26 protein-coding genes and 1 pseudogene are annotated in these 26502 nt (G+C 72.8%); 16 read left to right on the top strand and 11 right to left on the bottom strand.

The window, feature by feature from the left end; genetic code table 11:
• The first annotated feature begins 701 nt into the window (after nt 1-701).
• Nucleotides 702-1757, top strand: coding sequence for an SGNH/GDSL hydrolase family protein (locus OG403_RS01310; RefSeq protein WP_329560660.1), 1056 nt, complete (start codon nt 702-704; stop codon nt 1755-1757).
• Between the two features lie 118 nt (nt 1758-1875).
• Here the strand turns inward: OG403_RS01310 and OG403_RS01305 are convergent, their stop codons facing one another.
• Genes OG403_RS01305 through OG403_RS01295 form a run of 3 tightly spaced genes read right to left on the bottom strand, consistent with a single transcriptional unit; the run spans nt 1876 to nt 4710 of the window.
• Nucleotides 1876-2670, bottom strand: coding sequence for an ABC transporter ATP-binding protein (locus OG403_RS01305; protein ID WP_329560658.1), 795 nt, complete (start codon nt 2668-2670; stop codon nt 1876-1878).
• Nucleotides 2667-3689 carry a FecCD family ABC transporter permease gene (locus tag OG403_RS01300; protein WP_329560656.1) on the bottom strand — a complete coding sequence of 341 codons (1023 nt, stop codon included), beginning with the start codon at nt 3687-3689 and terminating at the stop codon, nt 2667-2669. Before OG403_RS01300 ends, OG403_RS01305 begins: the two co-directional genes overlap by 4 nt.
• A 22-nt stretch (nt 3690-3711) precedes the next feature.
• Complete coding sequence (locus OG403_RS01295) at nt 3712-4710, bottom strand: ABC transporter substrate-binding protein (protein ID WP_329560654.1); 999 nt, start codon at nt 4708-4710, stop codon at nt 3712-3714.
• A 609-nt stretch (nt 4711-5319) separates the two neighbouring features.
• Between OG403_RS01295 and OG403_RS01290 the strand changes: the two are divergent.
• The 6 genes and pseudogenes from OG403_RS01290 to OG403_RS01265 all read left to right on the top strand — a co-directional run.
• A pseudogene (locus OG403_RS01290) lies at nt 5320-5778 on the top strand (chitinase); the annotation flags it as partial.
• Between the two features lie 178 nt (nt 5779-5956).
• Entirely contained in the window at nt 5957-6931 is a 975-nt protein-coding gene (locus tag OG403_RS01285; protein WP_329560653.1) for a thiopeptide-type bacteriocin biosynthesis protein, read from the top strand.
• A 1-nt stretch (nt 6932) separates the two neighbouring features.
• Nucleotides 6933-9707, top strand: a complete 2775-nt coding sequence (locus tag OG403_RS01280; protein WP_329560652.1) for a lantibiotic dehydratase — start codon at nt 6933-6935, stop codon at nt 9705-9707.
• On the top strand, nt 9668-9838 hold the full coding sequence (locus tag OG403_RS01275) for a hypothetical protein (RefSeq protein ID WP_329560651.1): 171 nt from the start codon (nt 9668-9670) through the stop codon (nt 9836-9838). Before OG403_RS01280 ends, OG403_RS01275 begins: the two co-directional genes overlap by 40 nt.
• A 140-nt stretch (nt 9839-9978) precedes the next feature.
• A complete protein-coding gene (locus OG403_RS01270) occupies nt 9979-11214 on the top strand; it encodes a lanthionine synthetase LanC family protein (protein ID WP_329560649.1) in 1236 nt (411 codons plus the stop codon).
• A gap of 49 nt (nt 11215-11263) precedes the next feature.
• Nucleotides 11264-11761 carry a peptidylprolyl isomerase gene (locus tag OG403_RS01265; RefSeq protein WP_329560647.1) on the top strand — a complete coding sequence of 166 codons (498 nt, stop codon included), beginning with the start codon at nt 11264-11266 and terminating at the stop codon, nt 11759-11761.
• A 138-nt stretch (nt 11762-11899) separates the two neighbouring features.
• On the opposite strand, the gene OG403_RS01260 is transcribed toward OG403_RS01265, so the two are convergent.
• Nucleotides 11900-12262 (bottom strand): DoxX family protein, encoded by a 363-nt coding sequence (locus tag OG403_RS01260; RefSeq protein ID WP_329560646.1) that lies wholly within the window; start codon nt 12260-12262, stop codon nt 11900-11902.
• Nucleotides 12259-12822 (bottom strand): cupin domain-containing protein, encoded by a 564-nt coding sequence (locus OG403_RS01255; protein ID WP_329560644.1) that lies wholly within the window; start codon nt 12820-12822, stop codon nt 12259-12261. The genes OG403_RS01260 and OG403_RS01255 overlap by 4 nt, the downstream gene beginning before the upstream one ends.
• An 80-nt stretch (nt 12823-12902) precedes the next feature.
• On the opposite strand from OG403_RS01255, the gene OG403_RS01250 reads away from it, so the two are divergent.
• Nucleotides 12903-13754 (top strand): LysR substrate-binding domain-containing protein, encoded by an 852-nt coding sequence (locus tag OG403_RS01250; RefSeq protein ID WP_329560643.1) that lies wholly within the window; start codon nt 12903-12905, stop codon nt 13752-13754.
• Nucleotides 13755-13831: 77 nt separating this feature from the next.
• On the opposite strand, the gene OG403_RS01245 is transcribed toward OG403_RS01250, so the two are convergent.
• The gene (locus tag OG403_RS01245; protein ID WP_329560642.1) at nt 13832-14296 is read right to left on the bottom strand and encodes a GNAT family N-acetyltransferase; all 465 of its coding nucleotides are present in this window, start codon (nt 14294-14296) and stop codon (nt 13832-13834) included.
• Nucleotides 14297-14343: 47 nt separating this feature from the next.
• Nucleotides 14344-15561 carry a DUF4185 domain-containing protein gene (locus tag OG403_RS01240; protein WP_329560640.1) on the bottom strand — a complete coding sequence of 406 codons (1218 nt, stop codon included), beginning with the start codon at nt 15559-15561 and terminating at the stop codon, nt 14344-14346.
• 336 nt (nt 15562-15897) lie between these two features.
• On the opposite strand from OG403_RS01240, the gene OG403_RS01235 reads away from it, so the two are divergent.
• Nucleotides 15898-16920, top strand: a complete 1023-nt coding sequence (locus OG403_RS01235; RefSeq protein ID WP_329560638.1) for a helix-turn-helix domain-containing protein — start codon at nt 15898-15900, stop codon at nt 16918-16920.
• Here OG403_RS01235 and OG403_RS01230 read toward each other — a convergent pair.
• A complete protein-coding gene (locus OG403_RS01230; RefSeq protein ID WP_329560636.1) occupies nt 16906-17571 on the bottom strand; it encodes a class I SAM-dependent methyltransferase in 666 nt (221 codons plus the stop codon). The two genes, OG403_RS01235 and OG403_RS01230, sit on opposite strands and share 15 nt — an antisense overlap.
• A gap of 150 nt (nt 17572-17721) precedes the next feature.
• Nucleotides 17722-18636 carry a LysR family transcriptional regulator ArgP gene (locus tag OG403_RS01225; RefSeq protein WP_329560634.1) on the bottom strand — a complete coding sequence of 305 codons (915 nt, stop codon included), beginning with the start codon at nt 18634-18636 and terminating at the stop codon, nt 17722-17724.
• 66 nt (nt 18637-18702) lie between these two features.
• Here OG403_RS01225 and OG403_RS01220 point away from each other — a divergent pair, with 66 nt between their 5' ends.
• Together OG403_RS01220 and OG403_RS01215 are read left to right on the top strand one after the other, a co-directional pair.
• A complete protein-coding gene (locus OG403_RS01220; RefSeq protein WP_329560632.1) occupies nt 18703-19314 on the top strand; it encodes a LysE/ArgO family amino acid transporter in 612 nt (203 codons plus the stop codon).
• A 209-nt stretch (nt 19315-19523) separates the two neighbouring features.
• On the top strand, nt 19524-20339 hold the full coding sequence (locus tag OG403_RS01215; protein WP_329560630.1) for a PIG-L family deacetylase: 816 nt from the start codon (nt 19524-19526) through the stop codon (nt 20337-20339).
• 36 nt (nt 20340-20375) lie between these two features.
• Here OG403_RS01215 and OG403_RS01210 read toward each other — a convergent pair whose 3' ends face one another.
• Nucleotides 20376-21014 carry a flavin reductase family protein gene (locus OG403_RS01210; RefSeq protein ID WP_329560628.1) on the bottom strand — a complete coding sequence of 213 codons (639 nt, stop codon included), beginning with the start codon at nt 21012-21014 and terminating at the stop codon, nt 20376-20378.
• A gap of 131 nt (nt 21015-21145) precedes the next feature.
• Between OG403_RS01210 and OG403_RS01205 the strand changes: the two genes are divergently transcribed.
• From OG403_RS01205 to OG403_RS01195, 3 genes are all read left to right on the top strand, one after another.
• Complete coding sequence (locus OG403_RS01205; protein WP_329560626.1) at nt 21146-21988, top strand: hypothetical protein; 843 nt, start codon at nt 21146-21148, stop codon at nt 21986-21988.
• Between the two features lie 130 nt (nt 21989-22118).
• Nucleotides 22119-22913: a polysaccharide deacetylase family protein gene (locus OG403_RS01200; protein ID WP_329560624.1), complete on the top strand. Its 795-nt coding sequence runs from the start codon at nt 22119-22121 to the stop codon at nt 22911-22913.
• A gap of 12 nt (nt 22914-22925) precedes the next feature.
• On the top strand, nt 22926-23351 hold the full coding sequence (locus tag OG403_RS01195; RefSeq protein ID WP_329560623.1) for a RidA family protein: 426 nt from the start codon (nt 22926-22928) through the stop codon (nt 23349-23351).
• A 54-nt stretch (nt 23352-23405) separates the two neighbouring features.
• Here the strand turns inward: OG403_RS01195 and OG403_RS01190 are convergent, their stop codons facing one another.
• Nucleotides 23406-24434: a saccharopine dehydrogenase family protein gene (locus tag OG403_RS01190; RefSeq protein ID WP_329560621.1), complete on the bottom strand. Its 1029-nt coding sequence runs from the start codon at nt 24432-24434 to the stop codon at nt 23406-23408.
• Between the two features lie 112 nt (nt 24435-24546).
• Here OG403_RS01190 and OG403_RS01185 point away from each other — a divergent pair, with 112 nt between their 5' ends.
• Together OG403_RS01185 and OG403_RS01180 are read left to right on the top strand one after the other, a co-directional pair.
• Nucleotides 24547-25524 carry a helix-turn-helix domain-containing protein gene (locus OG403_RS01185; RefSeq protein WP_329560619.1) on the top strand — a complete coding sequence of 326 codons (978 nt, stop codon included), beginning with the start codon at nt 24547-24549 and terminating at the stop codon, nt 25522-25524.
• A gap of 168 nt (nt 25525-25692) precedes the next feature.
• Entirely contained in the window at nt 25693-26451 is a 759-nt protein-coding gene (locus OG403_RS01180) for a class I SAM-dependent methyltransferase (RefSeq protein WP_329560618.1), read from the top strand.
• The last annotated feature ends 51 nt before the right edge of the window (nt 26452-26502 follow it).

The following is a 26502-nucleotide window of genomic DNA, read 5'->3' as shown; positions in this document are numbered from 1 at the left end:
GCCGCTCCTTGGTGCTCACCGGTCTCCAGCTGCCGGTCCTCCGGGTAGGGCAGTTGCAGCACGAGCCACACGGTCTTCCCGGGGTGGGGCGCTCCGCTCAGTTCGGATACCAGCAGCCGCGCGGTGTCGACGACCTCGGGTGGGACCTGCCAGCGGTTGAGCACGGTGCCTGTGTAGCGCCGGGCGAGGGCGGGCGACTGCGGGGTGTAGCGCAACTCCACCTGGCTGAAGCACTCCGGGGGAGTGGTCACGAGGTCCTCCCTTCGGGAGGAGTGAGGGGGCGGGCGCGCGGGTGGACCCGCAACTGCTGACTCCTTCTCCCTGCCCGCCGCGCTCGGGGCCCGAACGGGACCTTCGGCCCCAACGGCAAGGGCCTTGGCTCTGCCTGAGCCCGGCACGCCACGCCGGACCCCGGGCCGTCGGCTGTCCGACGACGTCTTCGGTGCAGTTGACGGCGCCCACCAGCGGGCAGCCCCCCGGGGAGCGGCGGTGACGGGGCGTCAGCACGGCCCGGCCCGGGTGGTTCCAGGTCGGCATCGTACGTACGGACCCCTGCCGAACGGCCACTCGCACCGGTTTCCGGGCGGGTACCCCGTGGGAGTGATCCCGGTACGAACATGCTCACCCGAAGTCGTCGCGTTCCTACATTGGGTAACCGTGCCGGTGGGGAGTCCCCGGTACGTACCCGAAGGGGCGATCGCATGTCCGGATTCCGTCTGCCCGCCACCGTCCGAGCCTCACTCGCCACAGCAACCGCACTCACCGCCGCACTCTCGGTGTTCACCCCGGTCTCGGCGGCCCGCGCCGCCGACGCCGGGCCGCCGAACTACGTCGCCCTCGGCGACTCGTACAGCGCCAACGTCTTCGTCCGGCCGTGGAACCCCGGTGACGGCTGCGGCCGCTCCTACCGGGACTACCCGCACCAGGTCGCCGAGGGGCTGGGGCTGAACCTCGTCGACGCCACCTGCGGCGCCGCCGAGGTGCAGGACGGCATCCTGGGCCCGCAGCCGGCCTCGAAGCTCTACGGCCCGCCCTCGGTGCCGCCCGCGGGCGGCTGGGCGGACCGGCCCGCCCAGATCGAGCGCCTCCATGCCGACACCGACTACGTGAGCGTCGGCATCGGCGGCAACACCCTCGGCTTCGGCGACATCGTGACCCAGTGCCTGGAGCGGGGCCTGAACACGCTCGGCTTCGGCACCCCCTGCAAGAACTACTACACCACGGGCGAAGGCCGTGACTGGCTGGCCGGAAAGTTCGCCCAACTCGACGACGAGTTCGGGCAGATGATGACCGCGATCCGGGACCGGGCGCCGAACGCCAAGGTCGCGGTGGTCGGCTACCCGGCCATCGTTCCGGACAACAGCGGCTGCTCCTGGAATGTCTGGCGCCAGCTCGGGACCATCGCCAAGGGCGACATGCCCTGGCTGGACGGTGTGGAGCGCCAGCTCAACGCCCTGATCGCCCAGCAGGCCGACGACAACGGCGCGACCTACGTCGACACCTACGGGCCCAGTGTCGACCACGGCGTGTGCGCGGCCGAGGGGCCCCAGAAGTGGATGTACGGGGTCAGGGACGACCTCACCGGCCAGGGGGACCAGACGGATCCCCCGTCCGCCCTCTGCAGCCAGATCCCCGGCAACGGCGAGGCGTGTACCTTCGTGCACCCCAACGCCTACGGCGCGGACAGTCAGGCGCGCCAGGTCCAGGACGCCTTCGAGCAGTTCCGCACGAGCGCCGCCGCGGCGGGCAGCTCCTGACGGTACGTCAGCACCCGTGCCGGGCCCACCGCTCAGCGGTGGGCCCGGCCGGTGCGGTCGGCCGGGGGAGAGCGCGGCAGAGCGGCAGCGTCGAGGTGGGGCCTCAGGGCAGGAGCCGCTATGCCCCGGTCCCGGTGACCGGTCCGCGCAGGGGGGTGACCACCGGGAGTCCGCGGCTGTCCGTGGTGACCTGGACGCGTGCCGCGTAGACGGCGGAGATCAGCTCTTCGGTGAGAACCGCCGGCGCCGTGCCGCTGGCCTTGACCAGTCCGGCCTCGATCAGCACCAGTCGGTCGGCGTACTGGCCCGCCGTGGTCAGGTCGTGGAGGGTGGTGACGACCGTCAGGCCCTGTTCGCGGCGCAGTTCGTCGACCAGCTCCAGGACCTGCTGCTGGTGGCCGATGTCGAGGGCGGCCGTCGGCTCGTCGAGCACCAGCATCCGGGGTTCCTGCGCCAGCGCGCGGGCGAGCACGACCCGTTGGCGCTCCCCGCCGGACAGGGTGGCCAGCCGCCGGCCGGTGAAGCGCGCGACGTCCAGCCGGGCGGCCGCGCTCTCGGCGACGAGCCGGTCCTGGCGGCCCGGCCCGGCGAGGTAGCCGAGGTAGGGGGTGCGGCCGAGCAGCACGTACTCCGCCACCGTCATGTCGGGCGGCAGTACCGGGTACTGGGGCACGAAGGCGAGCAGTCTGGCGAGCTCCCGGCCGCGCAGCGCCCGGGTGTCGGCCCCGTCGAGGGTGACCAGGCCGCGGTGCGGCAGCAGCCCGGCGACGGCGCGCAGCACGGTGGACTTGCCGGCGCCGTTGGGTCCGATGATGGCGAGCCAGCCCGCGGAGTCGATGGCGCAGGAGACGCCGCGGACCACGGGCGTGCCGTCCAGGTCCACCTCGAGGCCGGTCAGGGTGAGCGCGCTCATGTGCGCACCGACCGGGTGGTGCGCAGGATCCAGATGAACACCGGTGATCCGATCAGGGCGGTGACCACGCCGATCGGCAGCTCCCCGGGGGCCAGGACGGTGCGGGCCACGGTGTCCGCGAGCACCAGGAATCCGGCGCCGTACAGCAGGGACAGCGGGAGCACCGTGCGGTAGGAGGTGCCCGCCAGCCTCCGTACCGCGTGCGGCACGATGATGCCGACGAAGCCGATCAGACCGCTGACGGCGACAGCCGTGGCGGCTGCCAGCGCGCAGGCCGCCACCACCAGGAGCCGGACCCGGCCGGGGCGCATGCCGAGGGTGTGGGCTTCCTCGTCGCCGACCGAGAGCACGTCGAGGTGCCGGCCGTGGACCAGGACGATCAGGGTGCTGACCGCCGTGTAGGGGAGGATCTCGACGACCCGGTGCCAGTCGGCGACGGCCAGCGAGCCGAGCAGCCAGGAGTAGACCTGCTGGATGTCCTGGGTGGAGCGCTGGAGCACGAAGGTCTGGATCGCCGTCAGGAACATTCCCACGGCCAGGCCGGCCAGCAGCAGCGTCGCGGTGCCGGGACCGCCGGCGGCTCCCGTCAGGTAGGCCACCGCGACCCCGACCAGGGACCCGACGAAGGCGGCCACCGGCACGGACGCGCCCGCGGCCCCGCCCAGGTAGACGATCGCGATCGTCGCGCCCAGGCCCGCGCCGGCCGAGGCGCCGAGCAGGCCGGAGTCGACCAGCGGATTGCGGAACACGCCCTGGTAGCCGGCGCCCGCGAGGGAGAGCAGGCCGCCCACGAGCGCGCCGAGCACGATCCGCGGCATCCGGATCTGGAACAGCACCGCGCGGTCGAGCGGGCTGAGGCCCGAGTGCAGGTCGACGAACGGGAGCCGGTCCAGCAGGGCGGTGACGGTGGCGAGCGGATTGAGGTTCGCCGCGCCCACCAGGGCGCTGACCAGCACCGCGGCGGCCAGGAAGGCCACCGCGGTGCCGTAGCCGCGAACGGTGCGGCGGGCCCGGCTCACCGGCGGCCCGATCGGCTGGGGTTCACGACGTGGGGGCCTTCTCCAGCGCCTGCCCGATCTGCGCGACCAGCTGCGGCAGACGCGGGCCCCAGCGGGAGGCGATGTCGTCGTCCAGACCCACGATCTGGTTGTTCTTCACCGCCGGGATCTCGGACCAGCCCGGACGCTTGGCCACGACGTCGGGGGACTGCCCGCCGTCCGAGGCGCCGTTGTCCGCGAGGAGGACCAACTGGGGCTTCGCGGTGACGATGTACTCCTGCGACAGCTCCGGGTACCCGCCGTCCGAGGCCTTGTCGGCGGCGTCGGCGATGTTGCTCAGACCGAACAGCGAGACGACCTGCCCGATGAACGTCTTGGAGGTCGCCGAGTAGTACGGATTCGCGCTCAGCTCCCAGTAGTAGCTCTGGCCCTTGTGACCGGCACCGGCCTGCTGCACGTCGGCGGCGATCTGGGACTTCATGGTGGCCACGGTCTGCTCGGCCTGCGCGCCGTGGCCGGTGGCCGTGCCCAACTGCGCGATCTGCTGGTAGGCGTCGTTCAGCTGCGCGGCCGCGGGCTCGATCAGCACCGGCACGCCCACCTTGGTCAGTCCCGCCACCAGGCCGCCGGAGTCGGCCGAGGCGACGACGAGGTCGGGCGAGTACTTGATGATCGCCTCGACGTTCGGGGTGACGCCGCTGAGGCTGGTCACCGGGACGCCGGCGGGGTAGTTCGAGCTGGAGTCGACGGCGACGACCTGCTTGCCCGCGCCCACCGCGTACAGGTCCTCGGTGGCGGTCGGGGAGAGCGACACGATCCGCTTCGGCTCGGTCTTGACGGTGACCTGGCCGTTCGCCGCGGGGACCGTGACCGGGAACGAGGCCGCTGCCGGGGCGGCGGAGGCGGACGTCGAGGACTTGGCGGCGGTGGAGGTGCCCGAACCGCAGCCGGCGAGTACGGCCGCGACCGCGAGGGCCGTGGTTGCCGCTGCCAGGTTCCGGACCGCAGGTCCGCTCCGGTCGTGCCGGTGCCGAAGGCGCATGTTCGCCGCTCTCTCCACTGAAGGGGAAGACAGCTGATCGCGCCGGCCGAGGGCGTGCGAACGCACACGCACGCCAGGAACGGATCAGCCTTCCCACGAGGTTGATGTCGTCAGCGCGGGGAGGCGACCTGGCTGGGTCCCACGAGGGGACCGTCACAGTTGCGGGACAGCGTCGGAATGGCCCGGGGTGCGGGCGTCACCGACTTCGCTCCTGACGCGCTGCCGGTTTCCGCCCGCCGTGGCGCTCGGATCCGGCCGCCGGTCAGGCTAACACGCCGATGGCGTTCTACCAGGTCAGCCCTGTCGCGGGGGCGGAACGGCTGCCGCCCCGCGCCGCGCCGCCCTTGCCCGAGCCGGCCTCCGCGCCGGTGGCCGGCGATGTCCGCAGGTCCGACCTGGCGACCCGGCTGCCGCACCTCTCGCCGTGGCTGACCGGCGGCCGGTCGGGGACCGCGTGGCCGGGTGGCGGCTGCGGTGCGCGCGTCCGGCCGTCGGGTCGTCAACCCGCCAGACCGAATGCTCTTCAGCGGGTGATCCACCGTCAGTTCACGCTGCTTTGAGCCGAATTCGTGCCATGCTGGCGCCATTGATTCGCCCTTGAAGCCTTACGTGAGCCACGAGACGCAGGGTCTGAAGTACGTGGTCGAGCAGAACAGGGCCAACTACAGCCACTACTGCGACGCCGGCCAGTCCTACGGCTGTCCGGCCGGCCAGAGCGCCTACTACGGGCGCGGCCCGCTGCAGCTCAGCTGGAACTTCAACTACAAGGCGGCCGGCGACGCCCTGCACCTCGACCTGCTGAACAAGCCGTACCAGGTCGAGCAGGACTCCGCCGTGTCCTGGAAGACCGGCCTCTGGTTCTGGAACAGCCAGCGGGGCGCCGGGACGATGACCGCGCACGACGCGATGGTCAACGGCAAGGGCTTCGGTGAGACGATCCGCAGCATCAACGGCGACCTGGAGTGCAACGGCAAGAACCCGGACGAGCGCAACGACCGGATCAACCTCTACAAGAAGTTCGTCGGCGTCCTGGGCACCGACGTCGGCGGCGGCAACCTCTCCTGCTGACCGGTCCGCCGATATCGGAAAGCAGTGTGCCCGCAGGGTGCGCCTCCGGCGCGGGGCGCCTCGCGTGTGCACCGGGCGCAACCTTGTTCATCATATGAAGATTTGTCATCAGTTTTCAGGTGGGAGGAATTGCGGAAATACCAGGAGTGAAGCAGTAATCACAAGGAGGCACGGTGCCATGGTGGAGGTCGAACGCCTACTGGCCGACTGTCTCCGGGACGCGCGCGACATTCGTCCACGCACGGTGCCGATCGATTCCGCCGGCCCGGGCTACGAGGCCGCCCGCCGCACCTTTCTGACGGCCGGCCTGTCCGCGCTGCGCGACGATCTGCCGGAGGCCGGCTGGGTGCAGTTCAACCTCGCGCCGGGCCCGACCGCCTGGCGCCGGACGTACCGCGTCATCGCGGCCACGGCTCGCGAGTTGATCGCCGCCGACGCGGTGCGTTCCTTCTTCTTCATGCACAAGTCGCCGGGACTGCGGGTCCGATTCGAGGCCGGCGGCCCGGATGTCGAGCTGCTGCGCCAGGAACTGGCCTGCCGATTCCGCGAATTGGACGGACAACTGAGTCCGCCGCGGTGCGGACGGTACGAGCCGGAGACCTATCTCTTCGGCGGCCCGCTGTCGATGCGATACGTGCACGAGCTGTTCACGGCGGACTCCTTGGCCTGGCTCGACCACCACGACACCGCCGTCGCGGCGCCGGGCCGGCCGGCGCCGGTCGAGCCGGTCGCGGACTGGCGGCTGTCCCTGTACCTCCTCGGTCGACTCCTCCGCGGTCTCGGCGTCGTCGGCTGGGAGTACCGCGGGGTCTGGCAGGTGGTACAGGACGAGACCGGGCGCCGGCTGGGCGTCGACCCGGACGACGACGCCCGGCGTGCCGCCGCCGGCATCCTCGCGGCCTGGCAGGCCGGCGGCCCTGGCCTGCTCGCCCCGCTGCCGCCGCAGCGGCGGGCAGCAGTGGAGGCGCACGGGGACGCCGTGCGCCGGGCCGCCGAGCGATGGCGCACCGGGTACTTCGAGTCCGGTGACGCGCTGGTCGGTCCGCGCCGCGCCGCCGCCTACCACGTCATCTTCCACTGGAACCGCGGGCGGCTGTCCCTGGCCCGACAGAGCCTGCTGACCCACGCGCTCGCCGGTGACGGGAGGTTCTGACATGCACGACGACCCGGTGATCGGCGGCACGGCGCTGCTCCGCGTGGCCGGCATGCCGTTGCGGGCGTGGGCGGCGGCAGGCAACCCGGAGCTGTTCGCCCAGGTCGCCGACCACGCTCTGCGTGACGAACAGCGAGCTGAACACGCCCGTGGGCTGGCCGACCGGCTGGGCAGCACCGTCGTGCCGCACCCCGGCCTCACGCCCGCCGACCGCCGCGCCGTGCTGGCGCTGCGCCGCCGGCTGCACTCCGGCGCCGTGCCCGGCCCGGCCGACTGCCGGCTGCTGGACCGGTTGCCCGCCGCCCGGGACCTCGCCGCGGAGGCCGCACGGCTGGCCCGCGAGGCCGAGTCGGCCGTCGCCGCGCTGCGGCGGCTGGAGGGTGCGGTGGCGGCCGAGCGCGAGCGGGTGGGAGCGCTGGGCTGGTCCCTGGTCTGCGGGTCCCCGGTCATGCGGGCCTTCCTGGACGAGGTCGACCCCGAAGTCGTCGCGGACGTGGCCGGGCGGCTGGCCGCGGGCGAGTCCTGGAGCGGCAAGCGGCTGCGCAAACGCGGGGCGTACCTGTGGCGGGCGCTCGGCCGGGCGGCGGCGAAGACAACCCCGCGCGGCTGGATCGGCCAGGTCGCCCTGCTGCCGGTCACCTTGGCGGAAGACGAGGCCGACGGCACGGGGCAGCGGCTCGTCCCGCCCGGCACGGCCCTCGGTGCGGTGGCGGCCGAGGCCGTGGAGAACGTCCACCTGGTGCGCGTTCGGCTCGGCGCCCCGGACCTGCGGACCGCCGACCCGGACCTCCTGCTGGCCCCGGCGCCGCTGCACTTCCTTCAGCCGTCGGGCACCGGATCCGGCACCGGCGTGCTGCGCTGCTGGGTGATCGACCCGCGCGAACGCGGCCGGATGCGGCAGGTCGTCCTGCGGCGCACCCGCCCGCTGGAGGGCGTGCTCGCCCTCCTGGCCGACGGCCCGCGCCCGTTGGGCGACCTCGAAGCGGGCCTGCTGGGCACGGCGGCGAGCGGGTCGGCGGCTCCGGGGCGCGCGGTGCTCCGCGGCTTCCTCGCGCACCTGCTCGAACTCGGCGTCCTTCAGGTCAGCGTGGCCCCGCGCCGCCACAGCACGGGGTGGCTCGCCGCCGAGGACGTCCGCGCACTCGGCACCCTTCCGTGGCCGGTACCGGTGACCAGCGGCGACCCCGGCACAACAGCGACACCAGCAGCAACAACAACAGCAACGGCACCAGCAGCAGCCGCCCCCGTCGACAACTCCCGCCCGTGGTTCACCGATTCCTACCGCACCGTCGCCGCCGCCGTACCCGCGGCAGCCGCCCGCCAGGTGCAGCGGGGCCTGGGCATCGCCGCTCGCGTGGCGTGGTTGCGGGAAGCCGACCGGCTCGCGGCACCGGACGCCGGCCGGCTGCCCGCGGAGCTGGCGCAGCTCACCGAACGGCCGTGTCCGCTCGGCGAGATCCTCGCGCGCCGGCTGCCCGACGGCCCCTGCCCGCCGCCCGCGCCGCAGGCCCTGCGCCGGTACGCGGGCTGGCACCCCGCCGAGACGCCCGGCTCCGGTTACGCCAGGCTGCTGGCCCACCTGTCCGCCCGAGCCGGCGCCGGACAGGTGGACCTGGACGACGAGCTGCTGGACACGCTCGGCGCGCCACCGGCCCGAACAGCGCTGCCGCCCTGGCCGCTGGACTGCCTGCTCCGCCCCCTGCCGGGCCCCGGGCCGGTCGCGGTACTGGAGACCGCCTCGCCGGCGGGCGTGCTGGACGCCCGGTTCGCCGGCGCGCTGCACACGCTGTACGGCGGCTACGACAACCTCCAGCGCTACCAGGCCTTCCTGACCGCCGTGGAGCGGCTGTCCGGGGCGCGCTTCGTCGAGCTGCTGGTGCCGCCGCTGGCCGGGCGCGCCGCCAACGCCGTACGACGGCCCGTCATCACCGGCTGGTGGACGGGGGATCCCGACCCCGCGCCGTACCAGGGACCAGCCGGTCTGACGGCCCGCTACCTGCCGCTGGACCGCATCACCCTGCGACGCGGCGGCGGGCAGCTCATCGCCGAGGCCGACGGGCGCCGGCTGCTGCCCGTCCACCACGCCACCCGCACGCCGCTGCCGCCCTACGACGCCTTGGTCCGACTGCTGCTGCCCGCAGGCCACCCCGCGGCCTCGCGCGTGATCCGCCTGGACGGCCTGGCCGAGGCGTTCCCCGGCACCGACCGCCTGCCCCGGCTGACCGTCGGTGGCACCCTGGTCATCAGTCCCGCGACCTGGCGCGTGCCACGCGCCCTGCTCTGGCGGCCCGGCGACAGCGAGCTGGCCAAGGCACGGGCTCTCACCGGGATACGGCGCACCCTCGGGCTGCCGCGCTTCGCGTTCGTGCGCGCCGTGCCCCAGGCGAAACCGGTGCCCGTGGACTTCGCGGCGCTGACCGCCATCTCCCAGCTGGAGCGGATCCGCGCCCAGCAGCCCGGCACCCAGCAGCCCGGCGTGGAGCAGCCCGGCACGGACCTGCTGGTCGAGGAGATGCTGCCGGCCCCCGGCGACCTGCTGCTCCACGACCCCCTGCAGCACGGTGCCGCCGTCGCCGCCCAGCTGCTGCTCCGACTTCCGTACGACCAGGGCGCCGAGGAACTCGCGGCGCTCGCAGCCGCCGCACTGCGCGGCGAACCCGACGTCCCCGGGGTGCCCGCTCCCAGCGAGCGGGCCGCCGGGGCGGCCCACATCACCGCTCCTGAAGGAGGACAACCATGCCCGACACCACGGCGCTCACCGACCTCGACGCCCTGATCGGCGACCTGGACGCGCGTATCACCGAGACCACCCTGCCGACGCCCGAGGCCAGCAGCGGGGGCTGCAGCGGCGTGTGCACGGTGCTCATCTGCGACACCGTGCTCGCCTGCAGCGGCGTCATCTGTTGATGCCCCGTCAGACGCGCTGAGGGAACCCCCTCAGCCGGTTCACCCGGACAGCGGCCCGTGACGGCCGCACCACCGGCGCCCCGCCCGGCCCGTACGGCCGCGAGGGCGGGGCGCCGACCCGTCGTTCCGAGGGAGGCACCGTGCCGCAGCGCACCGAGAACGCCGAGGACACCAGCACCACCGGCACCGGCACCGGCGCCACCGTCACCGATCTCGCGGCCCGGCTCCTCGACGCCTGGTCCGCCCGCCCCCGCGAGGGCCTGGCAGCCGCCGAGCACCCCTCCGATCCGGGCATCCCCGTCCTGGCATCCCTGCTGCACGCGGCCGGAGAGCCGCGGACCGAGCGGTCCGCGAGCCGTGCCGTGGCGGTGTGGGCCCGCACCGCCGGCCGGGGACCGGGCCACTGCGGGCTGTACGACGGCGGCCTGGCCGGAACGCTGGTCGGCCTGCGCCTGGGCGCCCGGGTGCACCCGGAGCTGGACCCGGTCGCCGACCGGCTGCGCGACCACCTGGTCCGCACCGCCCCGGCCCGCGGCTGGCGAGGCGGGCAGGTCGCCTTCCCGGACTACGACCTGATCGTCGGGCCCTCCGGGATGCTGCTCGCCCTGAGCGCGGGCACCAGTCCGACCCCGGCCGAACTCCGCCCGTTCGCCGACCACTTGACCGGGCTGTGCGACGCCGACGAGCTGCCACGGCTGCGGACGGCGCAGTACGCCGACCACCCGCAGCTGGCCTGGCTGGACGGACGGATCAACACCGGCATGGGCCACGGCACCGCCGGAGTCGTCGCCGCGCTCACCGCGGCGCTGCGCCGGCTCGGCCCGCGCCCCGAGCTGACGCAGGCCCTGCGCCGTGCGACCCGGTGGCTGATGCGGCAGTCCTTCGACGACGCCCGCTCCATCCGCACCTGGGACGGCGCCGGACTCGACGGCCCACCGGCGGCCGGAGCGCGCGCCCGCCAGGCCTGGTGCTACGGCACCCCCGGGGTGTCCTGGGCGCTGTGGGACGCGGCGGACGCGATGGGCGACCGGGAGACGGCAGCCTGGGCGGAAGTGGCCTTCAGCACACTCGCCGAGCGGTACGACGAGAGTTTCCACCTCTTCGGCGACCGCCCGGCCGACCTGCTGGCCCTCTGCCACGGGGCCGCGGGCGTGCTGGCGGTGGCCGACGCCTTCGCCCGCCACGCCGCCCTGCCCGCCGCGACCGCGCTGCGGGCACACCTGCTCGCCCACCTGCTGGCCCGCCTGCCCGCCGTGGAAGCTCTCGGCGGGGAAGGAATGGGACTGCTCGGGGGAGCGGCGGGCCCGCTGTGCGCGCTGCTCACCGCGGGGCACGGCGCCTCACGGGCCTGGCTGCCCTGTCTCGGCCTGCGCTGAGCCGCACCCGCTGTTACTCCGCGCTTCTGTTTTCTGCCATGATCGTCGTATGTCTGACAACGTCTTCTTCGACATCACCATCGACGACGAGCCCGCGGGCCGGATCGTCTTCAAGCTCTACGACGACGTCGTGCCCAAGACCGCCCGGAACTTCCGGGAGCTGGCCACCGGCGAGCACGGCTTCGGCTACGCCGGTTCCTCGTTCCACCGCGTCATCCCGGACTTCATGCTGCAGGGCGGTGACTTCACCGCGGGCAACGGCACCGGCGGCAAGAGCATCTACGGCGCGAAGTTCGAGGACGAGAACTTCCAGCTCAAGCACGACCGCCCGTTCCTGCTCTCCATGGCGAACGCGGGCCGCAACACCAACGGCTCCCAGTTCTTCATCACCACCATCGTCACCTCCTGGCTGGACGGCAAGCACGTCGTCTTCGGCGAGGTCACCGAGGGCGAGGACCTGGTGAAGAAGATCGAGTCGCTGGGCACCCAGAGCGGCTCGACCCGCGCGAAGGTCAGCATCGCCGCGTCCGGCATCGTCGCCGGCTGAACACCTCCCAGGCCGACTGCCTGACGGCCGGCCCCAGCGCCGGCGTGCCGCAGGCCGTGCCGGGCGCCCCTGATGGGGTTGCCCGGCACCGAGCCGGCCGGTCGACGAAAGCCCTGCCCTGCTGAACGGCCGTGCGAGTCACAGCCAGGTCGTGGCCGGCCAGCTGGCCGCGGCCGCAGCCAGCACGAGCGTGATGTTGAGGGCGACCTGGCGGTCCCCCCGGGCCAGGTGAACCCCGGCCGCGCCGATCTGCAGGACCACGAACCCGATGGCGGCGGCCAGGGCCAGCCAGGGTGTGATGCCGGTCAGCGGCGGGAGGACCAGCCCGGCCGCGCCGAGCACTTCGATCATCCCGACGGCCCTGACAACCGGCATCGGCGTGCTGTCCACCCAGGCCATCATCGGCCGGAGCCGCTCGCGGCTGCGCGCCACCTTCAGCGTTCCGCTGTAGAGGTAGAACGGAGCGAGCAGGCCGGCGGCGATCCAGTAGGCGACGTTCACGATGCCCGTCCACGGCTACCGGTCGGGGCGACGTCGGTGGCGAAGTCGGTGGCGGGCTCGGTGGCGTAACGGCTCATCACGCGGATGCTCGCCTGCGGCGTCAGCGCCTGGCCGCCGGCGATCATGTCCCGCAGGTCCCGGAAGTACCGCACGTACAGGTCCGGCGTGAACGTGCTGAGCATGACGGCCGGTTGGTCGGTCAGGTTGGCGAAGGTGTGCGGGGCGCCGGGCGGGACCATCACGAGCGTGCCGGCCGTCGCGTCGTGGTCCTGGTCTCCGACCGTGAACCGCACCGTGCCGGAGATGACGTAGAAGCCCTCGTCGTGCTGGGCGTGGCGATGCTGCGGCGGTCCGGGCGTGTGCGGCGCGAGGACCGCCTCGGCGAGCCCGAGGCGGTGCCCGGTGTTGCTGCCGTCCTCGAGGACGCGCAGTCGCGTGGTGCCCAGGAAGATCGTCTCGCCGTCGCCCGGACCGACCACCGACACGGCGGGGTCGGACTTCGGCGCACCGGTGCTCGGCTCGCTGGTGCTCGGCTGACTGCTTCTCGGTTCGTTGGTCATGCCTCGATTCCACCGCCGGGGCACGGTGGCCGTCCAAGACCCGTTCCGTGCGGTCGATACCGTGCGGGTATCGTTGCGCCATGGAGCTACGCACGCTGCGCTACTTCGTGGCGGTCGCCGAGGAACTCCACTTCGGCCGGGCCGCCTTGCGGCTGCACATGAGCCAGCCGCCGCTGAGCCGGGCGATCAAGCAGCTGGAGACCGAGCTCGGCGCCACGCTGTTCGACCGGTCGTCCGCCGGTGTCGCGCTCACCGCGGTGGGGGCGCTGCTGCTCGACGAGGCGCGCGCCCTGCTCGAGCAGGCCGACCGGGTACGCGAACGGGTGGCCGTGGCGGCCGGTGCCGCGACCGTCACGGTCGGCATCCTGGGCGGCAGCACCGACCCGGGCGCGACCCGGCTGGCCGCCGCCTACCGCCGGCGGCACCCGGGCGTCGAGGTCCGCGTCCGCGAGACCGACCTGACCGATCCCACCTGCGGGCTGCGCGCCCGGCTGGTCGACGTCGCGCTGACCCGCGGGCCGTTCGACGAGACCGGTCTGACCGTGCGAACACTGCGCACCGACCCGGTGGGAGCGCTGCTGCGCGCCGACGATCCGCTGGCCCGCCGCGACCGGCTGACGCTGGCCGACCTGGCCGACCGCCACTGGTTCCAGTTCCCGCAGGGCACCGACCCCAGCTGGCAGTCGTACTGGAACGGCGGCTCGCCCCGCCAGGGCCCGGTGGTCCGCGCGGTCCAGGAATGCGTGCAGGCCGTGCTCTGGAACGGCACGGTCGGGATGACCGTGCTCGGGCACCAGCCCCCGGCGGAACTCGCCGTGGTCCCGCTGGTCGACATGGCGCCGAGCCGGGTGGTGGCGGCCTGGAACCGGGACGACCCGAACCCGCTGATCCGCTCCCTCGTCCGGATCGCGGCGACCGCCTACCGCGACTGAGTCAGGCGACCGCCTGCCGTGCTACTTCATCGTCAGGACGATCGGCCGGACCGTGCCCGGGGCCGACGCCCCGTGCTTCAGGTGACGGCCCGACGATAGACCTGCCGTGACCCGCCTTCCGGTCCCGGCTCGGCGGCCTCGGCGGGGGTGAACCCCAGCGATTCGTAGAAGACGCGAGCGCCGCTGGCCGCAGCGCCCGGGTGGTCGGCCCCGAAGGTGACCACCTCGATGCTGCCCGGACCCCGCACGAACCTGCGTGACGCATCGGCCATCAGCGCACGGCCGACGCCGCTGCCGCGACTCTCCGCCGAGACCACCAGCCAGTTGACGTGATGGACCGGCGCCTTCACGCCGAACAGCAACCCGCCGAGCAGGCCCGATCCCGAGGAGACGGCGACCAGCGCCGTGGACCGGTGAATGTGCTTGGCCACGGCGTCATGGAAGCCGGCATCCTCGACCATCGGGCCGAACCACTGCTCGACCTGGGCGGCCAGGGCGAGAAAGCCTGGGAAGTCATGCTCCTGTGCGGGTCTGACGATCACCGGAGCAGTCTGCCAGACCTACCGGACCACGCCCCTGGCAAGCGGCACTACGGGTTGATGCCGTCGTACTGCAGCACCCGGTAGGGCGACTGCCCCTGCTGCCCGTTCCACTGGGACACGATCAGGGTCAGCGAGGTCGCGCTCAGGCTGCCCGGGTGGATGTAGCCGCCGTAGAGGTAGGGGAGTTGCGGCTTGCCCCAGTGGCTGGGCGGAAGGACGTTGGAGCCGACGATCTGCGGCGTGGGCGCCGTCCAGACCGCGTCCGGGCGGGGCGCGGTCCGGGTGCAGATCGAGTAGTCGGTCACGTCGAAGTAGCTCATGCAGTAGGTGCCGTTGATCAGTTTGACCGAGAACTCCCCGATGTTGTTGCCGGAGAGGATGATCGACGGCGCAGCCGCGGTGGTCCACTGCCAGGAGCCGTTGAGGTACGCCCAGTTCTGCTGGGCACCGAAGTTTCCGGCCCGGAAGTCGTTCGGCTGGATCCGGAACAGCTGGATCGCGCCGCCGTCGGCGGTGTTCCGGTGGGTGCCGTTCCAGCGCTTGGAGAAGATGTAGAGCCAGCCGTCGGGGTCGATGCCCGCGAACGACCACATGCCGTACAGCGACTGGTTGGTGCCCTGGGTGTCGCCGGGCCAGTGGTACGGGTAGTCGGTCCAGGTGACTCCGTAGTCGTCGGAGTAGGCGACGCCGGACATCAGTGAACCGTCGTAGCCGGCCGGCGGGTTCCAGGTCGCGACCGAGGTGTACTGGAGGTAGGTGCGACCGCCGAACTCGATGCAGTCGTTGGGAATCCGGCTGAACTCCCAGCCGTACCCGTTGTCCGTCTGGTGCTGGTAGTTGAACAGCTGGTTGGCCTGGCCGCCGGTGGGCATCGCCCAGCTGAACGAGATCGGCGAGCCGCCGGTGCTGTCGAAGTTCGCCTGATTGAGCATCACCGGTGAGCCGAGGTACGGGACGCCCTGCGCGGCGTGCGCCCAGGAGTCGCCGAAGACGTAGCCCCAGGAGCCGTCGTGCGGCCGGAAATACGGAATGCCGAGGTCTCCGGAGCCCAGGCCCTGCGCGCTCGCCGAGTCGCCGGGCGTGTCGCACAGCGCGGCGCCGGACTGGGCCCGGGGCGCGAGGCCGGCGCGGGAAGCACCGGCGCTCGCGAAGGCCGAGCCGGTCGTGGCGCCGAGCACGCCGGCGCCCACGGCCAGGCCCGCGCCGGCCCGGAGCACCGAGCGGCGGGTGACCTCACTGCGGTCGGGCTGTGAAGGGGTGGACATCGATCGATCCTCCAGGTGGTGGGGGTAGGTCAACCGGGCGGCTGCGAGGGACCGCAGGCCGGGCCGGGCGCAGGACCCGCGCCCCGAGCGCGTGTGAACTACCACACACGACGGATCCGGCGGAAAGCGGCGTCGCCACACGCGCGAACGGGATTGGATGTTGTCATGGATGGTACAAAGAAAGCCGGGGCGCCGCGCCCCATCAAACCGAACCGGGGCCGAGCCGTCACGGCCCGCTGACCTGGACGGACAAACACCGGACAACGCCCGGACAACGCCCGGACAACGCCCGGACGACCACAGGGACGAGCCCAACAGAGATGAGAGGAGCCGCAGGTGGGACGGCAGGAGAAGCCGCTCGACTCCCAGGAAGGCCCGCTGGCGCGCTTCGCCTGTGAGCTGCGCGAGCTGCGGCGCCAGGCCGGCAGCCCGACCTACCGTCGGCTCGCCGCACACACCAACTACTCCGCCTCCACGCTGGCCGCTGCCGCGGCAGGCCACCGGCTGCCCAGCGACGCGGTGCTCGCGGCCTTCGTGACCGCCTGCGGCGGTGATCCGGCGCAGTGGGAGCGGCGCCGGGTCGGCGTTCATCAGCTCATCACCGCCCCACCGGCAGCACCCGCCGGGCCCGCCCTACCGACCGCTGCCGCAAGTCCCCCTGACGTCCCGCCGGTTCCTTCTCGGGCTCGGCCGTCCGACCGTCCGGCCCGGTCGCGCCGCGTCGAGCGCCACGGGGGGCCGGTCGCGCTGCTGCGGTGCCTCGGCCTGCTCGCCGCAGCCGTCCTCGCCCTGGCATTCAGCGCCTGCGTGCCGGCCGACTCCGCCGTCTCGGTGAGCACGGCCGCCCTCGCCACCCGCGCCCGGCCCCAGGACGAGGCACGCTGGCTGCGCGGCGACAGCGACATTCCGCTCCGCTACCGGGGACTGATCATCGAGGCCGGCACCATGTGCCCCGAGCCGGAGATCACCCCGGCCCTGGTGGCGGCCATCCTCAAGGCCGAGAGCGGCTTCGACCCCACGCTGAGCGACCCGGCCAAGGACGAGTACGGCATCGCCCGCTGGACACCCCGGGTCCTCAGGTACTACCTGCCGCCCGACCGACAGAACACGGTCCCCGCACCGCCGTTCACCCCGCAGGACTCGATCCTCGCCCTCGGCCGGATGCTCTGCGCCATCGCCCCGGCCCTCCAGGGCGTCCCGGGCGACCCGGCACTCAATCTCGCCGCCTCCTACCGCACCGCGACCTGGGTGGTGCAGCAGCAGGGCGCCAGGCTCCGGGCCATCCAGCCCTACCTGGACGAAGTCCGCGAGAACCTGCAGCGGTACCGTCCGCTGGGGCAGTCGTCACAGTCCTCCTGAGCGGTCGCACGGCGGGCGGCGTGCGAAGAGGATCGCTCCCGGGGCACTGCCCTCGGGGTCGAGCAGCGTTTCGGTCTCGACCGTGAATCCGGCCTCGCGCAGCCAGGCGGTCAGCTGGGCCGGCCGGCGCCGGTGGACGTGGACCTTCATCGGGTGGCCGCCGTAGCCCTGCGTCTTCAACTTCGACCCGTCACCCACGTGAAAGCCGATCAGCAGGGGTGCGCCAGGACGCAGGACCCGCCTGAAGCCGGAGAGGACCGCCGGGACCGCCTCATCGGGGATGTGAATCAGCGACCAGAACGCGAGCGCACCGGCGATCGAGGCGTCGGCGAGGTCGAGCGCCGTCATCGAGCCCACCTCGAACCGGAGCCCAGGGTGTTCGCGCCGAGCCACGTCGACCATCCCGGGCGAGAGATCGATGCCGAACGCGTCGACGCCCAGGCCGTGCAGGTAGGCGGTGACGTGGCCCGGTCCGCATCCCACGTCCGCCACCGGCCCACCGCCGCCGTCGGCGACCGCGTCGGCGAACAGCGCCAGCGCCGCCCGCAGGCTCGGCGCGCCGCCCAGAGCCTCGCGTATGTAGTCGGCGTAGCTGGTCGCGACCGTGTCGTATGAGGTGCTGGTGTCCGCCAACCAGTCGTCCGGAGTCATGCTCCGACACAGTAGTGGGTGCCACAGGCGGCGCTCGACCGGTCTCTTGATCGCGCATCGGTTCGAGATGCGGGCTTCACGTCCGTCCGGGTGGCCCGCTCGGCGCGCCGGGCGATCCTGACCCGCAAGCCCCGCCCACCGCTTCCCCGCCTACCGCAACGCCCGTTCCGCCTCCGCCGCTACCGCGCCGGCGACAGCTGCCAGCGCGGGCGAATCGAGGCGCCACTGCTGCCAGTAGAGCGGGACCTCGGCCGTGCGGTCCGGCAGGAGCCGGACCAGCGCACCGCGGCGCAGCCGGGGCTCGGCCTGGCTGTGCGGGACCAGGCCCCAGCCGAGGCCGGCCGTCACCGCGTCGATGAACCCCTCGCTGGACGGGACGTAGTGCCGCAGCGCGCTGGCGCTGTGACCACCCGTCAGCTCGCGGGTGAAGGCGTCCTGCAACTCGTCGCGGCGGTCGAAGCAGACCACGGGGGCGTGCGGCAGCAGCAGGGCCGGGTCGCCGTCGAACCAACGGGCGGCGAACCGCGGTGCGGCGACCGGGAGGTAGACCATCGCGCCGAGCCGGCGCGACGAGCAGCCGGCCACCGGGTGGGGCGAGGAGGTGACCGCCGCCATCACCTCGCCCGCTCGCAGCAGGGCGGTGGTGTGTGCCTCGTCCTCGCGGCGCAGGTCGACGTAGACGCGTGCGTCCCGGGCGAGCGAGGCCAGGGCGGGCACGAACCAGGTCGCCAGCGAATCCGCGTTGACCGCGATGGGCAGCCAGGAGGGGCTCGACGGCTCGACTCCCTCCTCCTCGTCCTCGGCCAGCCCGAGTGCGGTGCACGCGTCGTCCTCCAACCGGGCGAGCTGACGGCCGAAGCGGACCACGACCTGACCGGATTCGGTCGCCCGGACCGGCCGGGTCCGGGTCAGCAGCACCCGCCCGGCGCGCTGCTCCAGCGCCTTGATCCGCTGGCTCACGGCGGAGGGTGTGACGTGCAGGGCCGCGGCGGCGGCGTCGAAGGTGCCTTCGTCGACGACCGCGAGCAGGGTCCGGACCAGGTCGTGGGGCAGCTCGCTCTTCACACCTGCTAATGATACGTAAAAAGATATAGCTGTCCTTATGGTGGCCCGCTGCCTACGGTGGCGCCCATGGGAAACACGCTCACCGCCGCCGCGGCCGGATTCGGGACCGGCATGTCGCTCATCGTCGCCATCGGGGCGCAGAACGCCTTCGTGCTGCGCCAGGGCATCCGCCGGGAGGCAGTGCTGTCGGTGGTCGCGATCTGCGCGCTCTCCGACGCGGTGCTGATCGTCTGCGGTGTGGGCGGGCTCGGTGCGCTGGTGACGGCGTGGCCGGCGGCGCTGACGGCGGTGCGCGTGGTGGGTGCCGGCTTCCTGCTCTGCTATGCCGTGATCGCCGCGCGCCGCGCCTTCCGGGGCTCCAGCCTGGAGGGCGGCGGGCCGGCCGTCCGCTCCCGCCGCCGCGCGGTGCTCAGCGCTCTCGCGATGACCTGGCTCAACCCGCACGTCTACCTCGACACGGTGCTCCTGCTCGGCTCCATCGCGGCCACCCACGGCACGCTGCGCTGGCAGTTCGCGCTCGGCGCCGGGCTGGCCAGCCTCTGCTGGTTCGCCGCTCTGGGCTTCGGCGCCCGCCTGCTCGTCGGCTTCTTCCGCCGTGCCTCCTCCTGGCGCGTCCTGGACGCCCTGGTCGCGACGACCATGCTGGTCACCGGCTTGTCGCTGGCCGCGGGGGCCTGACACCCGCGAGGCCGCCCGGCCGCCGGGCTGCTCTGCGGCAGCGGCGGGCGGCGGGTCTCAGCGCGGTCGGCGCGCGCAGCACCGGGTCGTCGGCGTTCCGCCCGCCGGGGAGCCGGTGCCCTGGTCGGCCCCGGGAGCGGACCGCTTACGGTGGTACGGAGCGACTCGAACACCGTGCTTTCCCGGACTCTCTCGGAGGTCTGCAACCGATGGACCGTCAACTGACCCTGATGGCCGTACACGCCCATCCCGACGACGAGGTGCTGTCCACCGGCGGCGTCCTGGCGGCCGCGGCTGCCGAGGGCATCCGCACCGTGCTGGTCACCTGTACCAACGGGGAGCAGGGCGACGGGCCGGGCGGCGTCAAGCCCGGCGAGCCCGGTCACGACGAGGCGCAGGTCCGCGAACTCCGGCTGCGGGAGCTGAAGGAGTCGGTGGAGCTGCTGGGCGTCTCCGTCGTGGAACTGCTCGGATACCCCGACTCCGGCATGGTGGGCTGGGCGGCCAACGAGCGCCCGGAGGCATTCGCCAACATCCCGCTGGAGCAGTCCGCCGGGCGGCTCGCCGAGCTGATGGAGCGTTACCGGCCGGATGTCGTCGTGACCTACGACGAGAACGGTGCCTACGGTCACCCCGACCACATTCAGGCGCACCTGATCACGGTGGAGGCGATCAGGCGGAGCGGCGTACCGGCGAAGTTCTACCACACGGCCATCCCGCGCAGCCGGATGGTGGAGCTGTTCGCGTCGCTGCGTGCCAGCGGTGTGGACATCGGTGACTTCGAGCTGCCCGACGACTTCGGCACGCCGGACGAGCTGATCACGACCGTCGTGGACGTGTCCGCGCACGTCGACCACAAGCGCAGGGCGCTGGAGGCCCATGCCAGCCAGAGCGACGGCATCTTCATGCTGCGGCTGCCCGAGGAGGGCCAGCGGCGGGTGTTCGGCCAGGAGTCCTTCGTGCGGCAGTTCAGCACCGTCCCCGCCCCGGACCAGGAGGACGACCTCTTCGCCGGCCTGCGCTGACCTGGCCCGCGCTGACCTGGCCCGCGCCGGCCCGCGCTACCGCCCTTCGTCCGAGGAGCCTTCGCGCTCCTTGGGCTCCAACTCCTCGTACGGGATGCGGGCCAGCTGCAGGATCTCGCCGAGCGTGCCCCACTCGTGGCCGCCCAGCTTGGTGAGCGGACGCAGCTCCCGGGCGCTCGGCCGGCCGTCCACGAGGCAGCTCTCGTGGACGGCGGCGTGGAGCACCCGCCCGAAGACAAGCGTGGAGTTGCCCAGCCGCAGGGTGGAGTGCGAGCGGCACTCCAGCACGACGGGGGAGTCGGCCACCCTGGGCGGCCGCACCCGCAGGCTGGGTTCGCGTGCGATGCCCGCGAAGTCGAACTCGCTGACCGTCCGGGGGAAGTCGATGGCGGTGTCCCTGATCTGCTTGAGCATCGGCTCGGACGAGAAGTTGACGACGAACTCCCCGGTGTCCTCGACATTGCGCAGCGAGTCCTTGCGGCCGATCGAAGTGAACTGCACGATCGGAGGATCGGTGCTGGCGATGGAGAAGAACGAGTGCGGGGCGAGGTTCTCGGTGCGGCCGTCCGGCGCGACCGTGGAGATCCAGGCGATCGGGCGGGGAATCACCACCGACGTCATGAACCTGTAGAAGGCGGACCCGCCCATGGCCTCGGGATCGAAGTCGACGCGCATGAGGACACTATCCACGGCCCCGACGGTGGTTGCCAGACGCCGTACCCGCGAGCGGGCTGCCGGGGCGCGCCGCAAGCGGGTTTCCGGCCGGGGTCGCAGCCGACCGCCGGACGCCGGGCTAGGGTCGCCTTGTGGTTCGACCGGACGAGCGTGCCGAAGGTGCTGGACCGTTCACGACCCGGCTCACCTGGCGGTTGGCCGAGGGCGGTTCGGCGGTCTGGGAGTCGCGCCTGGCCCGCAAGCGCGGGGTGCTCAGGGTGCGCGCCGCCGGCGGGGCGGAGGGCACGCCCCGCATCGCGGACGACACGGCACTGCACCGCCTGCGCGTTCTCAACGCGGTGGCTGCCGTCGCGTTCACGGTCGGCGGTGGCCTGTTCGCACTGGGTGCCGCCGTCGCCGAGCTCGGGGTGACCGGTGCGACCGGGATCGCCTCGATCTACTTCGCGGGAGGTCTGTTCTTCACCACCGGCGGCTACGCCTCGCTGCTCCAGGCGATCAACGCTCCGCGCCGCTCACGCGGCACGGACTCCCTGGTGACGGGAGGCTGGCGGTGGTGGAGTTTCGAGCCGGCGCGGATCGACTGGTCGAGCACCTTCGTCCTGTTCGTCGGGACGCTCGTGTTCGGCGTCAACCTGTTGGACTCGTTCCTCGAGGGCCTCACGGTCCAGCAGGTGAACCGGTTGATCTGGGCCCCTGACCTGTTCGGCTGCTTGCTGTTCCTGGTCTCGGGGCATCTCGCGGTCGTCGAGGTCTGCCACGGCCGCCCGTGCTGGCGCTCGCGCAGCCTCGGATGGTGGATCGTCGCGGTCAACCAGTTCGGGTCCGTGCTCTTCCTGGTCTCGGCGCTGGCCGCCTTCACCCGTCCGGAGACCGGCAGCCTGGTCAACGTCGGCATCGCCAACTGGGGAACCTTCGCCGGTGCGGTCTGCTTCTCGATCGGCGGCGTCCTGCAGCTCTTCGAACGACCCCAGTAGCCAGGAGACGGCCGACGGGCTCTGCCGGACCGTCGCCTTTCTGCTTTCTGCTTTCTGCTTTCTGCCCCGCACGGAGCAGCACGGGCGCGGCTGATCACCGGGTTCGGCCGTCGCGGCACAGAATGGTCGGATGCCACAGACTCACCGTTCGCTACCGCGCCGCCGCTTCCTCGCGGTGGGCGCCGGCGCGCTGCTCGCCGTCGGCGCCTCGTCGCAGTCGGCCGCCGCGCGGGACCGGTCGGTCCCGATGCCCGAGACCAAGGTCAACGCCGGCCCGATGGTGATGGCCCTCACCTTCGACGACGGCCCCAGCCCGCAGTACACACCGCAGGTGCTCGACATCCTGCGCGACCACGGCGTCCACGCGACGTTCTTCGTGTGCGGCGACAACATCGCGCGCTACCCGGACGTCGTGCGCAGGATCGTCGCGGAGGGGCACGTGCTGGGCAACCACAGCTGGTCCCACCCCCACCTCGGCGACCTGTCCGCCGCCGATGTCCGCGACCAGATCCAGCGCACCCAGGACGCCGTCACCCAGACCAGCGGGCACACGCCGGTGCTCTTCCGCGCCCCTTACGGCGACTTCACCGACACCGCCCTGGCCGTCTGCGCCGACCTCGCCCTGCGCCCGATCTCCTGGTCGGTGGACCCCACCGACTGGGCCAACCCCGGCGCCGACACCATCACCGCCCGCGTCCTCGCCGGTGCCGCCACCGGCGCCATCGTGCTGGACCACGACGGCACCGAGGGCGGCGACGACAACCCCGCCCCCGGCAGCGGCGGCGACCGCTCCCAGACCGTGGACGCGCTGAGCCGCTACCTGCCGCAGCTGATCGACGCCGGCTACACGTTCACCACGCCCGACGCCCATCCACCGCTGGCGACCGCTCGCCCGACCGCGCGGAAGCGGGCGGTGTCGGAGTGATTTGATCTGCGTATGACGGAACTTCAGACCGGCGAGAGCGGCCGAGCCATCATGTCCCGCGAGATCGTCACCGGCCCCGACCTGCCGGTGCAGGGCCCGTACTCACCCGCGGTGCGCGTGGGTGACCTGCTCTTCGTCTCCGCGCAGACCGGCATCGACCCCGCGACCGGCGCCGTTCCGCCGGGCGGCGTGGGGGCGGAGTGCCGGCAGGCGCTGCGCAACCTGGAGCGCGTCCTGACGGCAGCGGGGACAACGCTGCGGAGCCTGGCCAGGACGACGCTCTTCTACACCGACCTCGACCACCTGCCCGCCATCAACCAGGCCTACGCCGAGGTGTTCCCGGCGGACCCGCCCGCACGTTCGGCGGCCCTGGTCGGGCTGGCCGGTGGCCGGCGCATCTCGATCGACGCCATCGCGGCGGTGAGCGGCGGTCGTTGAGTACCGCCGCTCACTCCGCCCGGGACCGGCGAGCGCTTCCCCGTGTCGGACCCGCTAGGGAAGCAGTTCCAGGGAGATGTGCGAGGACAGCGCGCGGATGAAGTCGGGCGCGTCGAAGATCTCGCCCGCGGAGGCGACGCCGACCGTCCTGGTCCGTCCCGTGAGGATGCGGTCCACCGCTTCCACCACGAGTGGCGCGGTGACGGCGTAGATGTCCTGGCCCCTTGCCACAGCACGCCGTTCGGTGTCGCCGGAGCGCACGACGACGTCGACGACGAAGGTCTGCGCGGACCGCCCGTGCTCGTCGACCGCGGCTGGGGTCGGCGTGTCCGGGGCCGACACCTGCCTGGCCGCCTCGACCGTCATGTAGGTGCGGACTTCGGGGATGGACAGGTGGCTGGGGACGGTGACGACGTCGGCCATCGTGAACTCCCCGATGACGGCCCGGGGGCCCATCGGGTCGGGGAAGGCCCACTCGAGGGTCGGCGGGTCGTCATGGCGGCGCTCCAGCCGCCCGTTCGTGTACACGACGCGTCCGCCGCCCCGCCGCTGCCGGGAGACCGCGCCGGCCGTACGCGTTCCGGCGGTGGGGTGCCAGCTGTTCAGCCCGTACGCGATGTGCGCCTCGTCGGCCGCCGTCCAGTCGCCCATCGCGGCGGTGGCCAGCAGGTCCCCGAGGCCGCCGTAGAAGGCCATCGCCGGGACGACCACTGCTCCGGCGGCGCGGGCGCGGTCGCCGAAGTGCGTGAACGTGTCGGCGTTGGCCTCGATCTCGGCCGCCACGTCCAGGTACGGGATCCCGGCGCGCAGCGCCGCCTCGATCACGGGGGCGGCCGTCGTGGCGAAGGGCCCGGCACAGTTGATCACGGCCGCCGCACCGGCCAGTGCGCGGTCGAGCGAGGCCGGGTCATCGACCGACGCCGGGCGGGCGTCGAATCCGGTCTCGGACGCGAGTACGCGCAGCTTCTCGGCGTCGCGGCCGGAGAGGAGCGGGACGAACCCGCGATCCCGCAACTGCGCCACCACGAAGCGCCCGGTGTGCCCGTACGCGCCGAACACCGCCACTGTGAGTCCCGATCCCATGGGTTCTCCCCCGTACTCGAAATGATCTGTTGCGATCTGTTGTGATCATCTTGCCGGGGGAGGGCACCCTGCCGCTAGTGTCCGGAACGCCATCGCCCGTACAATTCCGGACATGGACACTGTCGCACTGGCCGTCACCGACGGGATGCTGCATTTCGAACTGGCCTTGGCTCTCGAGGTCTTCGGCGCTGACCTGACCAGCGTGGCGGACCCCTGGTACCGCCTGGCCGTCTGCGGACCGGGTGCCGTGCGGGTCGGCCGGTTCCGGCTGGAGCCCGACCACGGACTCGACCAACTCCCGCGCGCCGAAACGGTGATCGTCCCGGGCTGGGCCGACGTCGACGTGGATCCGCCCGGCGACCTGGTCGAGGCGGTTCGCGCGGCCCACGAGGCCGGCGCCCGCGTGGCCTCGCTCTGCACGGGCGCGTTCGTGCTGGCCGCCGCCGGTCTGCTGGACGGGCGGCGCGCGACCACGCACTGGGCGCACACCCGCGTCCTGGCGGCCCGCTACCCCCAGGTGACGGTCGATCCGGACGTCCTCTACGTGGACAACGGCAGCGTGCTCACCTCCGCCGGCAAAGCCGCCGCCATGGACCTGTGCCTGCACCTCGTCCGCCTCGACCACGGCTCGTCGGTCGCCAACACGCTCGCCCGCCGCCTGGTCGTGCCGCCGCACCGGGACGGCGGCCAGGCCCAGTTCGTGACCACCCCGGTGCCCGCCCCGGACAGCCACCCGCTCGCCGACCTGTTCCCCTGGGTGATCGAGCGACTGGACCGTCCGCTGACCGTGGAGGACCTGGCCCGCCAGGCGGGCATGAGCTCGCGCAACCTGGGCCGCCACTTCAGGTCGGTGACCGGCACCACCCCGCTGCAGTGGCTGCTGACCCAACGGATCCGCCACGCCCAGGAGTTGCTGGAGACCACCACCGACAGCATCGACGCCATCGCGGCGGCCACCGGCATGGGAACCGCCACAACGCTGCGCCGGCACTTCAACCGCACGGTCGGCGTGCCGCCGGACACCTACCGCCGCACCTTCCGGCCGGGCCGGTACCCGTCCGTGCCGTCGGCGAGCCGGCCGACGCTGTAGCGGCGGAAACCGGGCGGGTACGACCGCGGTTGTGTCGCGCGGGTCGTCGGTGAAGCTCTGTTCGCACAGGCATCTTGTGGGGTGATGCGGTGACATATATCGTCCCGATGTATCGAGTTGATATATCGGGACGGCACTTGCGGCCGCCCGGCCGACAGGGGAGGTTCGATGAGGTCGATCGACTACGACACCGAGCAGTACCAGGACTACGCGCGCGGCCGCGCGGTCAGCCAGCGGCAGCAGCAGACCTGGATCAGCGCCTTCGAAGCGGTGCTGCCCGAGCGGCGCCCGCTGGTGGGACTGGACGTCGGCTCGGGGACCGGCAGGTTCACCCCCGCGCTGGCACGGGCGTTCGGGCCGGTCACCGGCGTCGAGCCGTCGGTGCGCATGCGCGAGGTCGCGCAGGCGCAGTCCCAGCATCCCGAGGTGCGGTACCTGGCAGGCTCCGCCGAGGACATGCCGGTGCCGTCCGGCAGCGCCGACTACGCTCTGATGTTCCTGTCCTGGCACCACGTCCAGGACAAGCCCCGGGCGGCCCGGGAACTGGCCAGGGTGCTCAGGCCCGGCGGGCGGCTGCTGCTGCGCGCGAACTTCAGCGACCACCACCCCCGGCCGTGGTGGCTGGAGTACTTCCCCCGCGGTTACGAGGCGGACGCCTCGATATTCCAGCCGCTGCACGAGGTCATCGAGACGTTCACGTCGGTCGGCTGGCGCGTCGCCGACTTCGGCACGGTCACCGAGCCGTCCGCGGGCACCCTCGGCGACATGCTCGAACGCCTGCGCCTGCGCACCCTCTCGTTCTTCGCGCAGCTCAGCCCCGAGGAACTGGAGGTCGGCTTCCGCCGACTGGAGGAGGCCGTTGCCGCGGGCCCCGACGCACCGGCGCCCGTGTTCGCCGAGCCGCTGCTCACCCTCGAACTGCGCTGATGCTTGCGGCTCCTCGCCACCGGCCTCGGGCTCTGCCGGGCGGTGTGCGCG

Origin of the sequence: Kitasatospora sp. NBC_01266 (assembly GCF_036242395.1) — a bacterium.
GTDB lineage: Bacteria > Actinomycetota > Actinomycetes > Streptomycetales > Streptomycetaceae > Kitasatospora.
This window is presented reverse-complemented; position numbering and strand designations above follow the sequence as displayed.